We start from the raw sequence: 12,858 nt of genomic DNA on the forward strand, positions 1-12,858 counted from the left end.
CGATTGTTCCATTGCACGAAAGCCTGCATGCCGGTTGAAGAAGAGTTCGATTACATCGTCGTGGGTGCCGGCTCGGCCGGCTGCGTGCTGGCCGGGCGGCTCAGCGAAGACCCGGCGACGCGGGTGCTGCTGCTGGAGGCGGGGCCGGCCGACAACTCGCTGTGGATCCACCTGCCCATCGGCTACGGCAAGACGATGTGGAGCCCCACCTACAACTGGCGCTTCGAGACCGACCCCGACCCGAACATGAACGGCCGGCGCATCTACTGGCCGCGCGGCAAGACGCTGGGCGGCTCCAGCTCGATCAACGGCCTGATCTACATCCGCGGCCAGCGCGAGGACTACGACCACTGGGCGGCGCTGGGCAATGCGGGCTGGGGCTACGAGGATGTGCTGCCCTACTTCATCCGGTCCGAGGGCAACCAGCGCGGCGCGGATGCCTTCCACGGCGCGGACGGACCGCTCAAGGTCTCGGACATCGGCGCGAAGCACGAGCTGATCGAGGCCTTCATCGAAGGCGCACAGCAGATCGGCCCGCTGAGCGTGAGGCGCACCGACGACTTCAACGGCGCCGAGCAGTCAGGCGCCGGCTACTACCAGCTCACCACGCACCAGGGCTGGCGCTGCAGCACGGCCAGGGCCTACCTCGAGCCGGCGAAGGGCCGCAGCAACCTGCGCATCGCGACCGAGGCGCTGGCCACGGGCCTGATGTTCGAAGGCCGCCGCGCGGCCGGCGTGCGCTACACGCAGGGCGGCGCGGCGAAGCGCGCGCGCTGCCGCGCGGAGGTGCTGCTCTGCGCAGGCGCGATCCAGTCGCCGCAGCTGCTGCAGCTCTCCGGCATCGGCCCGCGCGCATTGCTGGAGCAGCGCGGCGTGCCGCTCGTCCACGAACTCCCCGGCGTGGGCGAGAACCTGCAGGACCACCTGCAGATCCGCCTCGGCTACGAGTGCACCAAGCCCATCACCACCAACGACCAGCTCAACTCCTGGATGGGCCAGGCCAGGATGGGCCTCGAATGGCTGCTGCACCGCACCGGCCCGCTGGCCGTCGGCATCAACCAGGGGGGCTGCTTCATGCGCGCGCTGGCCGATGCGAACGGGCAGCCCGTGGCAGCCACGCCCGACATCCAGTTCCACGTCGCCACGCTGTCGGCCGACATGGCGGGCGGCAAGGTGCATCCCTGGTCGGGCTTCACGCTGTCGATCTGCCAGCTGCGCCCCGAGTCGCGCGGCCACATCCGCATCCGCTCGCGCGACCCGGCCGAGCCGCCGGAGATGCAGCCCAACTACCTCGCCACCGAGCTCGACCGCGCGACCGCGGTGGCCGGCGTGAAGGCGGCGCGCGCCATCGCGGCCTCGCCGGCGATGCGGCCTTACGTCAAGCGCGAGGTCAAGCCGGGACCCGATGCCACGAGCGATGCCGATCTGCTGGAGTTCTGCCGCAACAACGGCGCCACCATCTTCCACCCCACGGGCACCTGCCGCATGGGCAGCGACCCGCTGGCCGTGGTCGATGCGCGCCTGCGCGTGCATGGCATCGGCGGGCTGCGCGTGGTCGACTGCTCGGCCATGCCCACGCTGGTCTCGGGCAACACCAACGCCCCGGCCGTGATGATGGCCGAGAAGGCCGTCGACCTGCTGCGCGAGGACGCCACCGCCCTTGCCTGCTGAGTTCCCGAGTTCCTCCGCCCTCGTGGAAGGGCATTCAACAACGACACTTCATCGGAGACAAGCAATGAGTGCAACGGACGAGAAGGCGATTCGACGGGTCGTGACCTCCGCGCTGGTCGGCGCGAGCATCGAGTGGTACGACTTCTTCCTCTACGGCGTGGTCGCCGGCATCGTGTTCAACAAGCTCTACTTTCCGGGCAGCGATCCGGTGGTGTCGACGCTGCTGGCCTACACCACCTTCGCGGTGGGCTTCGTCACGCGGCCGCTGGGCGGCGTGATCTTCGGCCACTTCGGCGACAAGATCGGCCGCAAGAGCATGCTGATCCTCACCCTGATGATCATGGGCGTGGCCACCTTCCTGATCGGACTGGTGCCGACCTATGCGCAGATCGGCATCGCCGCGCCCATTCTTCTGCTCTTGCTGCGCGTGGCCCAGGGCATCGGCCTCGGCGGCGAATGGGGCGGCGCGGTGCTGATGGCCTACGAGTACGCGCCCAAGGAGAAGCGCGGCTTCTACGCCTCGCTGCCGCAGATCGGCCTGGCGATCGGGCTGTGCATGGCCTCGGGCGTGGTGGCGCTGCTGTCCTTTCTTCTGACCGACGAGCAGTTCCTGGCCTGGGGCTGGCGCGTCGCCTTCCTGCTGTCGGGCGTGATGGTGGCGGTGGGCATGTACATCCGCCTGCACGTGCAGGAGACGCCGGAGTTCGCCGCGGTGAAAGCGCGCAACGCCGAGTTGCGCATTCCCTTCATGGACATGCTCCGGCGCTACCCGGGCAATGTGCTCAAGGGCATGGGCGCGCGCTACATCGACGGCGTGTTCTTCAACATCTTCGGCGTGTTCTCCATCAACTACCTCACCACCACGCTCAAGATCAGCCGCACCGACGCGCTGCTGGGCGTGATGGCGGCAGCGGTGGTGATGATCTTCACCATCCCCTTCTTCGGCCGCATGTCCGACCGGCTGGGGCGGCCCAAGGTGTACATGTGGGGCTCGCTGATCACGGCCCTCGCCGCCTTTCCCGGCTTCTGGCTGATGACGCACAGCGGCGGCAGCGTGCTGCTGGTGTGGCTCGCGATCATCGTGCCCTTCGGCATCCTCTACGCGGCGGTGTACGGGCCGGAGGCCGCGCTGTTCTGCGATCTCTTCGATGCCAAGGTGCGCTACACCGGCATCTCCTTCGTCTACCAGTTCTCGGGCATCTTCGCCTCGGGCATCACGCCGATCATCGCGACCGCGCTGCTCAAGTCGGGCGGAGGCGAGCCGTGGCAGATCTGCCTGTACGTGCTGTTCGCCGGCGCGGTGTCGGCCTGGTGCGCATGGCTGATCGGAAGATCGGGGGGCGTGGGCCGGGTGGAGGGGCGGTCGTTCAGCACGAGCGGCGCGGGGCGCTGAGGCTCGCACGGTCGGAAGCGGGGGCAGAATCCGGCCTTGCGCCATTCACGAGCACAAGGAACCCCATGACCGACCTGTCCGCCTTCCCAGTCACGAAGAAGTGGCCCGCCGCGCATCCGGACCGGCTGCAGCTCTATTCGCTGCCGACGCCCAACGGGGTCAAGGTCTCGATCATGCTCGAGGAGACGGGCCTGCCCTACGAGCCGCACCTGGTGAGCTTCGAGACGCACGACCAGATGTCGCCGGAATTCCTCTCGCTCAGCCCCAACAACAAGATCCCGGCGATCCTCGATCCCGACGGGCCGGGCGGCAAGCCGCTGCCCGTCTTCGAGTCCGGCGCGATCCTGATCTACCTTGCCGAGAAGACCGGCCAGCTGATGCCCGCCGACCCTGCGGGCCGCTACGAGACGCTGCAGTGGCTGATGTTCCAGATGGGCGGCATCGGCCCGATGTTCGGCCAGGTCGGCTTCTTCCACAAATTCGCAGGCAAGCACTACGACGACAAGCGGCCGCTCGACCGCTACGTGGCCGAATCGCGGCGCCTGCTCGGCGTGCTCGAGAAGCGGCTCGCAGGGCGCGACTGGATCATGGGCGACGACTACACCATCGCCGACATCGCCACCTTCCCCTGGGTGCGCAACCTGGTGGGCTTCTACGAGGCGGGCGAGCTGGTGGAGTTCCACGCCTTCCCGCATGTGAAGCGCGCGCTGGAGGCCTTCGTGGCCCGCCCCGCGGTCGTGCGGGGCCTGGGCATCCCGAGCCGCACGGCAGGCGGCTGAAGCCGCTGGCGGGGCAGGTCCTCTGCGACCTTCTCCTCACTCCTCCTTCCACTCCTGCCCCGCCAGCGTCAGCGCTGCGCGGTAGGCGGCCCGGCCGGCCACCTTGGTTTCATGAATCAGTTCCTTCACCCGCTGCGCCCGCTCCTTCGGCGGCAGCAGGTGGGGCGGCTCTTCCGCCAGGTGGCGGGCTGCGCCCAGCAGGGCATTGGCCGCGCTGACGCAGAACCGGATGGCCGCGCGGTCGCTGGCGCTTGCGTGCGCGTGCTCGAGGACGAGCCCGGGCGGCAACCGAGGCAGGACGGGCTCATCGTTGCCGGCCTGGGTGTGGTCGGGCCAGGGCCCGATCATCGCGAGCCTGTCGTGCAGGCAATCCTGCGACGCCGTGTACGAGCAGAAGCCGTCGAAAGCGCGCCGGGTGGTGTCGGAGAGGGACTGGTCCATCGAATGCTGCTGGTTCATGCGCGCGCCGCGAGCGCCTGCGGTGCGGGTTGCCGTTGCCAGGCCGAGTCCGCCGTGCCGGCCTCCTCGAGCCAATCGCGCAGCGTCATCAGCAGGGCCTCGGGCTGGTCGGCATGCACCCAGTGGCCGGCATGCGCAATGGTGTGCACGCGCGCCTGCGGGAACATCCGCGCGATGCCCGCGTGCGACTCGGGCCGGACGTAGTCGGAATAGGCCCCGGCGAGGAACAGGGCCGGCCCCTCGTAGGACCGGCGCGACGGCCGCTGGAACTCGCACAGGTCCTGCATGCACATGGCCACCGCCAGCAGGTTGAGCCGCCAGTCGAAGCGCTCGTCGTTGCGCCACACCCTGGGCAGCAGGAAGTCCATCGGCGCCTCGCCTTCGAGACTGCGGGCCAGCGCCGCGCTGGCCTCCTGGCGCCCCAGGGCCGCCGCCAGGTCCATGCCTCGCATGGCCGTCATGTAGGGCGAGAACTGGTCACCGTAGCGCTCGGGCGCGATGTCGACCACCGCGACGCCGGCAAGCGCCTGCGGGTGCTCGAGGGCCAGCGTCATGGCGGTCTTGCCGCCCATGCTGTGGCCGACCACGAAGGGCCGCTCGAGCCCCTCGCGCTCAATCAACGCCAGCACATCCCGCGCCATCTCGGCATAGGACATACCCTGGCCGCGGGGCGACGCCCCATGGTTGCGGGCGTCGGGCAGATAGACGCGGTGCGTCGTGCCGAGCGCCTGGGCGATTCGCATCCAGTTGCGTCCGGCCCCGAACAGCCCGTGCAGGATGATCACCGGCGGGCCGTCGCCGACGGCCTCGCATGCCAATTCGATCGCCATGGCGCACCTAGCCCTGTTTCGCGGGCAGCCGCCCACGCGGCATGGATTTAAGCAATCTCTCCCTCTGGCGCACCGTCATGTGTCGAGTCTCCTGAATGGGAATGGCAATCGAAAGTGGGCGCAGCTTAGGGGCGCGGCACCGGACCGTAAAATGGTTTCGGTCGATGGGTCGCATTGATATGACGAATACCTGACACCCGCTGCAGGGTGTCGACGGGCGGAGGCCGGCCATGCACTTCAACAAGCTGGACCTGAATCTGCTGGTGGCGCTGGACGCGCTGCTCATCGAGGGCAGCATCAGCCGGGCGGCTGCGCGCGTGAACCTCAGCCAGTCCGCCATGAGCAACGCCCTGGCCCGGCTGCGGGCTTTTTTCGAGGACGATCTGCTGGTGCAGGTGGGCCGCACGCTGGAGCTCACGCCCCGGGCCCGGGCCCTCAAGGAAGCCGTGCGCGACGTGCTCATGCGCGTCGAAACCGCCGTCGCGGCGGAGCCGCAGTTCGATCCCTCACGCTCGGACCGCACCTTCCAGCTGCTGGTCTCCGACTACACCACGGTCACGCTGATGCCGCACCTGCTCGCCCTGGCGCGCCGGCAGTCGAGCACCGTGCGCTTCCAGCTGTGCCCGCTGCCGCACCTGGACCAGCCGCAGCGCGCGCTGGGGCGCGGCGAGGCCGACATGCTGGTCATCCCGCGCAACTACTGTTCGCCCGACCATCCGGTCGAGCCGCTGTTCGACGAGGAGTACGTGTGCGCGGTCTGGAACGGCAGCCGCTTCGCGCAGGCCGGCGTCGTGAGCAAGGCGGACTACGAGGCGGCCGACCACGTGGAGGTGCAGCCCTCCGGCCTGGGCCAGCCCACGCTCGACACCTGGTTCCTCGAGCGCAGCGGCATGGAACGCCGCATCGAGGTCAGGACCTTCAGCTTCATCGCCGCGCCCTTCCTGGTCCTGGGCACCGACCGCATCGCCACCATCCAGCGGCGCCTGGGCCGCATGGCGCAGCAGTTCCTGCCGCTGACGATCCTGGAGGCGCCCATGGCGCTGCCCCGCATGGCGCAGTCGGTGCAATGGCACAAGTACCGCAGCCGCGACCCGGGGCTGGTCTGGCTGCGCGGCCTGCTGCACCAGGCCGTCGAGGAGATGGACGCCCCGCCGCAGCCGGCGCTCCCTACATCCGCCCCTTCCAAGGCACCAGCCGCCGCTCGAGCCAGCGCATCAGCAGGTCGAACAGGTAAGCCACCACGCCGATCACGATGATCCCCATGATCACGATGTCGGTGCGCAGGAAGTTGGAGGCGTTGAGCACCATCTGCCCGAGGCCCATGTTGGCCGCCACCATCTCCGCCGCCACCAGCGTGGTCCAGCCGAAGCCGATCGCGATGCGCATGCCCACCAGGATGTCGGGCAGGGCCGAGGGCAGGATCACGTGGCGGATCACCTGCATGTAGCTGGCGCCCATCGAGTAGGCGGCGTTGATCTGCTCCTGCGAGGCGCTGCGCATGCCCGAGCGCGCGGCCAGGGCCAGCGGCGCGAAGCAGGACAGGAAGATCAGCAGCACCTTGGGCAGCTCGTCGATGCCGAACCAGATGATGATCAGCGGCAGGTAGGCCAGCGGCGGCAGCGGCCGGTAGAACTCCAGCGGCGGATCGAAGATGCCGCGCGCCACCCGGCTCATGCCCATGGCGATGCCGATCGGGATCGCGGTGACGCAGGCCAGCGCAAAGGCCGAGAACACGCGGAACATGCTGGCCAGGAAGTGCTGCCACAGCGGCTTGTCGTTGGCCTGGCCGGTGACGTATTCGTAGAACTGCTGCATCACCGCCTGCGGCGAGGGCAGGAAGAGCGGCTTGACCCAGCCCATGTTGGTGACGATGAACCACAGTGCCACCAGCACCGCCACGGTGACCACGCTGATGGTGGCGCTCGAGCCCGCGCCCGGCACCTTGAAGGCGCTGGTCTTGAGCTTCGTGCCGCCCTTCGCCGGCGAGGCGACGACGGCCGGCTGCACGGGACTGTTGGCGGGTGGCGTCATGGCGACGGGCGAGGCGATGATGGCGTCAGGCATGAGCGGGCTCCCGATGATGGATGATCGCCAAGACCTCTTCGCGCATGCGGATGAACTCGGGTTCCGACTTCACCTTGCGCGAGTCGCCGTGCGACAGGTACTGGCGGGAGAAGGGCACGCGGTCGTAGACGTGCGAGATGCGCCCCGGGCTCGGGCTCATCACGATCAGCCGGGTGGCGAGGAATAGCGCTTCTTCCACCGAGTGGGTGATGAAGAACACCATCTTGTTCGACTTCGACCAGGCCTTCAGCAGGATTTCCTGCACCTGCTCGCGCGTGAAGGCATCGAGCGCGCCCATGGGCTCGTCCATCAGCAGCACGGCCGGATCGCTGGCCAGCGCGCGGGCGATGCCCACCCGCTGCTGCATGCCGCCGGAAAGCTCGTAGACGGCGCGGCCGGCGTACTGCTGCAGGCCGACCAGCGCCAGCTTGTCCTCGGCGATGCGGTCGCGCTCGGCCTTGCCCACGCCGGCCAGGCGCAGGCCCAGCGCGACGTTGTCGCGCACGTTGAGCCAGGGCATCAGCGCATGCTTCTGGAACACCACGCCGCGGTCGGCGCCGGGGCCGGCGACCGGCTTCCCGTCCAGCAGGATCTCGCCCGTGGAAGGCGGCAGGAAGCCGGCGATGCAATTGAGCAGCGTGGTCTTGCCGCAGCCGGAGGCGCCGAGCGCGACCACGAAGTCGCCGTCGTGCATCTGCAGGTTGACCGGGGCCAGCGCCTGCAGCGTGCCGCCGGTGACGGCGTAGTTGACCGTGAGGTCGCGGATGTCGAGTGTGGGCATCGGTGCCTCTCCTGCTACTTCGCAGCCGCCATGGCCTTCTCGACGTAGGCGGTGGTCACGAAGCCGCTGTAGTCGGGCTTGACCTCCTGCACCCGGCCCTGCTCCTTGAGGAACACGGCCGTGTTGGCCATCGCCTTGGCCGCGCCGCCGCCCAGCCAGGTCGGCGAGACCTGCTCGGCCAGCGTCGGGAAGCTGTAGAGCGACATCGCCGCGCCCACGTCCTTGGGGTCGGCCTTGGTCCACTTGGCCATGGCCTTGATCTGCGGCGAATCGGGCGTCCAGCTCTTGCCCGAGGCCTTGTATTCCTCGTTGGCGCGGTTGAGCGCCTTCACGAAGGCGACCATGAAGGGCTCGTTGGCAGCGGCCCACTTCGCGTTCACCACGATGCCTTCGAAGGTGGGCGCGCCGCGCTTGCCGATGCTGCCGGAGGTGGCGATGACCTTGCCGCCGGAGCGGATCTTCGACAGCACCGGGTCCCAGATGAAGGTGGCGTCGATGTCGCCGCGCTCCCAGGCCGCGGCGATCTCGGGCGGGCGCATGTTCATCACGTTGACCGTCTTCGGGTCCACGCCTTCCATCTTCATGCCGGCCATCAGCTGGTAGTGGGCGGTGGAGACGAAGGGCGTCGCGACCTTCTTGCCCTTCAGGTCCTTGAGGCTCGCGATGCCGGAGGAATTGCGCGCGACCAGCGCCTCGGCATCGGCGATGTCGGCGGAGATCCAGAACAGCTTGATGTCCTGGCCCTGGCTGGCGGCGGCGGTGAGCGGGCTGGAGCCCGTCTCGCCCATCTGCACGTCGCCCGAGGCCATGGCGCGGATCACGTCGCCGCCGCCCGAGAACATGCGCCAGTTGATCTTGTAGCCGGTGGCCTTCTCGACCTCGCCCGACTCCATCACGAGGCGCAGCGGGACCAGCATGTCCTGGTGGGCGAAGGTGAGCTCCTTGGTCTGCGCCTGGGCGGCGGCGCCGAGGGCCATCGCGGCGGAGAAGGCCGCGCATGAGAGGGTGAAGCGGCTGGGCATGTTCATTCGTTTCTCCTGGTGGTGAAGCTGAACGGACTTTGCACCCAACGCCGGGCAGCCGGAAGTGCCAGGGCGCCAGCCGGCATGGAGCCAGTGGATGGGGACTTACCCTTGTTGTGGTGCGCAGCGCACGCGGGCGGTGCGTGCATGACGCCCTTCCCTTCCGGGGGAGGGGCGCAAAGTCAATGCGTGCGAGGCCCGGCGCTCAGGCTCTCGCCGCGCGCCTGCGCCAGCTCCTGCACCGCCATCCCCAGCGCCCGAATCCCCGCCGGAATCTGCGCCGCCGCGATCGACGACAAGCGCAGCCGGAAGAAGGGGCACGGATACGGCGGCTTGTTGAAGAACACATCGCCCGCCTCGATCAGCACCCCATGGCTGCGCGCCATCAGCGCCAGCTCCGCCGCATCCACCCACGACGGCGCCTGCACCCAGATCGAGGCGCCGCCCGAGGGCAGCTTGAACTCGAAGTCCGGCAGGTGGTCGCGCAGCGCCTGCGCCGCCAGCGCGAGGCGCTCCTGCATCGCATGGTTGACCCGGCGCGCATGCGACTCGTGGTGACCCAGCGAGAGGAACAGCGCATAGGCGTGCTGCAGGAAAGCGCTGGGATGCCGCACCATCGCATGCCGGATCACCCGCAGCTCCTTGATCAGCGCACGGGGCGCCACGATGAAGCCCAGGCGCAGCGCCGGCGAGAGGCTCTTGGACACCGAGCCCACATAGATCACGCGCCCCGTCTTGTCCAGGCTCTTGAGCGCCGGCATCGGCGTGCCCTCGTACAGATTCTCGGCCTCGTAGTCGTCCTCGATGATCACGAAGTCCTGCAGCTCGGCCTTTCGCAGCAGCCACTGCCGGCGCTCCAGGCTCAGCGTGGCGGTGGTGGGACTCTGGTGCGACGGCGTGCAGAACAAGTAGTCGGCGGCGGGCAGCGCATCGACCACCAGGCCCTCCTCGTCGACCTCGATCTCCACCCATTTCGGGTTGCGCATCGCGAAGCTGTTGCGCGCATGCGGATGGCCGGGTTCCTCCAGGCCGACGCGCGTGTGCTCGTCGAACAGCGCCTCGGCCAGCAGGTAGCAGGCATGCTGCGCGCCGAGCGTGACCAGGATCTCCTCCTTCAGCGCGAACACGCCGCGACGGGGCAAGAGGCGCGTGCGGATCTGCTCGATCAGGTCGGGCACGTCGTCGGTCTCGAAGTCGGGCGTCCAGTGCGGCAGCTGCGAGCGCGCCAGGCTGCGCGCGCAGCATTCGCGAAAGTCCTCGGTGGGAAACAGCTGCGGGTCGTAGGTGCCGTAGACGAAGGGGTACGGGTAGTCGCGCCACCGGTCGGGCTTGGAGAGCGTGGGCCGGTCGAGCTGCGAGCGCAGCACCCGCGCCGACCACTCGGGCGGCTGGCCCGACTGCCCGCTGCGCCCCACCAGCGGCTCGGCCGGCTCGGCCGTGAGCGGTCGCGCGTTGTGCGCGACGAACACGCCGCTGCGCGGGCGCGCCTCCAGGAAGCCTTCGTCCATCAATTGCAGATAGGCCGAGGTCACGGTGTTGCGGCTCAGGCCCAGCAGCGCCGCCAGCTCGCGCGACGAGGGCAGCGGCGCGCCCGGGCTCAGCCGGTCCTCGAGGATGGCCTGCACCACCGCCGCGCGCAGGCGGCCCTGCAGCGGCAGGCCGGGTTGGTCGGGCAGCGCGAAGAGCTGCGCCCACTGGATGGCTCGGGAGTTGTGCATGGTGGGCAAAGTTTAGGCCGGTTGAAACCCTCTGGCTCGGTCGAATCCCCGCATCTGGCTCTATCACGGCGCGCGCCGGCTCTCTACGCTCCGCTCATCGACAAGACAGGAGTTTCGCGTGACAGCAACCGCATCGCCCGCCCCCGTGACCACCGCCACCCTGGAGGCCTTCAGCGACGCCTGGAACCGCCACGACATCGAGGCGCTGATGAGCTTCATGCACCCGGACTGCGTGTTCCAGACCGCCGCCGGTCCCGAGGCCTGCGGCACCCGCCACAGCGGCACGGCCGCGGTGCGCAAGGCCTTCGCCGCAGCCTGGGAAACGGTGCCGGACGCGCAGTGGGTGAACGGCCGGCACTTCGTCGCCGGCGACTTCGGCACCTCGCAGTGGACCTTTACCGGCACCGCGGCCGACGGCAGCCGCATCGAGACCGACGGCATCGATGTCTTCAGCTTCAAGGACGGCAAGATCGCGCTCAAGAACGTGTTCCGCAAGGCGCGGCCGAACCTGCCCGCGGCGAAGTAGCGCCGGTTCGAGGAAACGCCATGACGATCACCGCCGGCACCGCCCAGTTCTCGACCACCGGCCGGGCCGCGCCCGCGGCCAAGCCCTACGACCCGCGCTACGATCCGCTGGTGGCGTCCGATCCCGGCGCCGGCCGCGCCTATGCGCCCACCTGGTGGGTCGCCAGCGCAGGCGCGCCGCCCGAGGACGACGGACCGGTGCTGCGCGACATCGACGTGGACGTGGCCATCATCGGCTCCGGCGCGACCGGCATGTCGACGGCGCTGTACCTCGCGCAGGAGCACGGCATCCAGGCCACGGTGCTGGAGGCCAACCAGGCATCGTGGGGCTGCTCCAGCCGCAGCGGCGGCCAGGGGCAGAACGCCAGCGGCCGGCTCAAGCGCTCGCAGTGGATCCAGCGCTGGGGCCTGGACACGGCCCGGCGCCTCGATGCCGAGATCCGCGCCGGCTTCGAGAACTTCAGGCACCTGACGACGCAGATCGACTGCGACGCCTACGACGGCGGTCACCTCTACCTGGCCCACCGGCCCGAAAAGCTCGCCAGCCTCGAGGCCGAGGCGCGCGTGATGCGCGAGCAGTTCGGCTACGACACGCGCATGCTCACGGCCGCGGAAGTGCGGCGCGACTACTGCGACGAGCGCGAGGCCGCCGGCGCGCTCTTCGAGCGGGAGGGCGTGGGCATCCATCCGCTCAAGTTCACCTTCGGGCTGATGCGCAAGGCGCGCGCGCTCGGCGTGAAGGTCCACACCTCGAGCCCCGTGCAGGGCTGGCAGACCATCGACGGCGTGCACCACCTGCGCACCCCCGGCGGGATCGTACGTGCGCGCCGCGTCGCGGTGTGCACGGGCGGCTACACGGGGCAGGCGCTCTCGCCGCTGCTCAAGAACAAGATCATGCCGATCCTGTCGAACTCGGTGGTCACGCGCCCGCTGACCGAGGCCGAGCTGCAGGCCACCAACTTCAAGTCGCTCACCTTCCTGACCGACACGCGCACGCTGCGTTTCTACTACCGGCTGCTCAAGGGCAACCGGCTGCAGCTGGGCAGCCGCAGTTCGGTCAGCGGCGCCGATGCCGAGGACCCGGTGCACCTGAAGCTGCTCACCGACGCGATCGCGCGCAAGTTCCCGCCGCTCGCCGGCATCCAGATCGACTATTCGTGGTGGGGCTGGGTGGACGTGAGCCACGACATGATGCCGCGCATCACCCAGCCCGAGCCCGACAAGAAGATCTGGTATGCCGTCGGCTACGGCGGCAACGGCGTCTCCTTCTCGACCTGGGCCGGCAAGCGCCTGGCCGAACGCGTGGCGGGACAGGACGCGGGGCGCGAGGTCTTCGAGCTGCCGATCTACCGCTCCCCGCTGCCCTTTCCCAACGTGATGGGGCTGGTGGAGTCGCCGGCCTTCGCGCCGTTCCGACGGCTGGGGCAGCGGGTGCTCTACAAGTGGTATTGGCTGCGGGACGAGAAGTAGGCGCGCCTGTGGTGCGCGCTGCGGCGAGCGCGCATTGCCCTGGTGCGCCCCCGTAAAAACCCGCCCCTTCTGGCCCTTCAACTGGCCGCCACGTGGATCTTCGCCGGCGACCGCCCTGGGCCTATCTTCGGCATCGAGGCCGCCAG

The 12,858-nt window shown here is 69.2% G+C and carries 12 protein-coding genes; 6 read left to right on the plus strand and 6 right to left on the minus strand.

Going from position 1 to position 12,858, the window contains the following annotated elements:
* Positions 1 to 27 precede the first annotated feature (27 nt).
* The 3 genes from AC3A6Y_RS15510 to AC3A6Y_RS15520 all read left to right on the plus strand — a co-directional run bounded on the left by AC3A6Y_RS15510 (position 28) and on the right by AC3A6Y_RS15520 (position 3,843).
* Entirely contained in the window at positions 28 to 1,671 is a 1,644-nt protein-coding gene (locus AC3A6Y_RS15510; RefSeq protein ID WP_487869137.1) for a GMC family oxidoreductase, read from the plus strand.
* A gap of 64 nt (positions 1,672 to 1,735) precedes the next feature.
* Positions 1,736 to 3,064 (plus strand): MFS transporter, encoded by a 1,329-nt coding sequence (locus AC3A6Y_RS15515; protein ID WP_487869138.1) that lies wholly within the window; start codon positions 1,736 to 1,738, stop codon positions 3,062 to 3,064.
* A gap of 65 nt (positions 3,065 to 3,129) precedes the next feature.
* Positions 3,130 to 3,843: a glutathione binding-like protein gene (locus AC3A6Y_RS15520; RefSeq protein ID WP_487869139.1), complete on the plus strand. Its 714-nt coding sequence runs from the start codon at positions 3,130 to 3,132 to the stop codon at positions 3,841 to 3,843.
* Positions 3,844 to 3,879: 36 nt separating this feature from the next.
* On the opposite strand, the gene AC3A6Y_RS15525 is transcribed toward AC3A6Y_RS15520, so the two are convergent.
* Together AC3A6Y_RS15525 and AC3A6Y_RS15530 are read right to left on the minus strand one after the other, a co-directional pair.
* Positions 3,880 to 4,302 carry a hypothetical protein gene (locus AC3A6Y_RS15525; RefSeq protein ID WP_487869140.1) on the minus strand — a complete coding sequence of 141 codons (423 nt, stop codon included), beginning with the start codon at positions 4,300 to 4,302 and terminating at the stop codon, positions 3,880 to 3,882.
* The gene (locus AC3A6Y_RS15530) at positions 4,299 to 5,132 is read right to left on the minus strand and encodes an alpha/beta fold hydrolase (protein WP_487869141.1); all 834 of its coding nucleotides are present in this window, start codon (positions 5,130 to 5,132) and stop codon (positions 4,299 to 4,301) included. The genes AC3A6Y_RS15525 and AC3A6Y_RS15530 overlap by 4 nt, the downstream gene beginning before the upstream one ends.
* A gap of 230 nt (positions 5,133 to 5,362) precedes the next feature.
* Between AC3A6Y_RS15530 and AC3A6Y_RS15535 the strand changes: the two genes are divergently transcribed.
* On the plus strand, positions 5,363 to 6,388 hold the full coding sequence (locus AC3A6Y_RS15535) for a LysR family transcriptional regulator (protein ID WP_487869142.1): 1,026 nt from the start codon (positions 5,363 to 5,365) through the stop codon (positions 6,386 to 6,388).
* Here AC3A6Y_RS15535 and AC3A6Y_RS15540 read toward each other — a convergent pair.
* The 4 genes from AC3A6Y_RS15540 to pdxR form a co-directional block, all read right to left on the minus strand.
* Positions 6,300 to 7,196, minus strand: a complete 897-nt coding sequence (locus AC3A6Y_RS15540; RefSeq protein ID WP_487869143.1) for an ABC transporter permease subunit — start codon at positions 7,194 to 7,196, stop codon at positions 6,300 to 6,302. The genes AC3A6Y_RS15535 and AC3A6Y_RS15540 overlap by 89 nt on opposite strands.
* Positions 7,189 to 7,977, minus strand: a complete 789-nt coding sequence (locus AC3A6Y_RS15545) for a taurine ABC transporter ATP-binding protein (protein WP_487869144.1) — start codon at positions 7,975 to 7,977, stop codon at positions 7,189 to 7,191. Before AC3A6Y_RS15545 ends, AC3A6Y_RS15540 begins: the two co-directional genes overlap by 8 nt.
* 14 nt (positions 7,978 to 7,991) lie before the next feature.
* The gene (gene tauA, locus AC3A6Y_RS15550) at positions 7,992 to 9,005 is read right to left on the minus strand and encodes a taurine ABC transporter substrate-binding protein (protein ID WP_487869145.1); all 1,014 of its coding nucleotides are present in this window, start codon (positions 9,003 to 9,005) and stop codon (positions 7,992 to 7,994) included.
* Positions 9,006 to 9,181: 176 nt separating this feature from the next.
* Positions 9,182 to 10,717, minus strand: a complete 1,536-nt coding sequence (gene pdxR, locus AC3A6Y_RS15555) for a MocR-like pyridoxine biosynthesis transcription factor PdxR (RefSeq protein ID WP_487869146.1) — start codon at positions 10,715 to 10,717, stop codon at positions 9,182 to 9,184.
* Positions 10,718 to 10,835: 118 nt separating this feature from the next.
* On the opposite strand from pdxR, the gene AC3A6Y_RS15560 reads away from it, so the two are divergent.
* Both AC3A6Y_RS15560 and AC3A6Y_RS15565 read left to right on the plus strand, forming a co-directional pair.
* Positions 10,836 to 11,243 carry a nuclear transport factor 2 family protein gene (locus AC3A6Y_RS15560; protein WP_487869147.1) on the plus strand — a complete coding sequence of 136 codons (408 nt, stop codon included), beginning with the start codon at positions 10,836 to 10,838 and terminating at the stop codon, positions 11,241 to 11,243.
* Between the two features lie 20 nt (positions 11,244 to 11,263).
* Positions 11,264 to 12,712, plus strand: coding sequence for an NAD(P)/FAD-dependent oxidoreductase (locus AC3A6Y_RS15565; protein ID WP_487869148.1), 1,449 nt, complete (start codon positions 11,264 to 11,266; stop codon positions 12,710 to 12,712).
* Positions 12,713 to 12,858 lie beyond the last annotated feature (146 nt).

It is taken from the genome of Variovorax sp. Soil_C_17 (genome assembly GCF_057657265.1).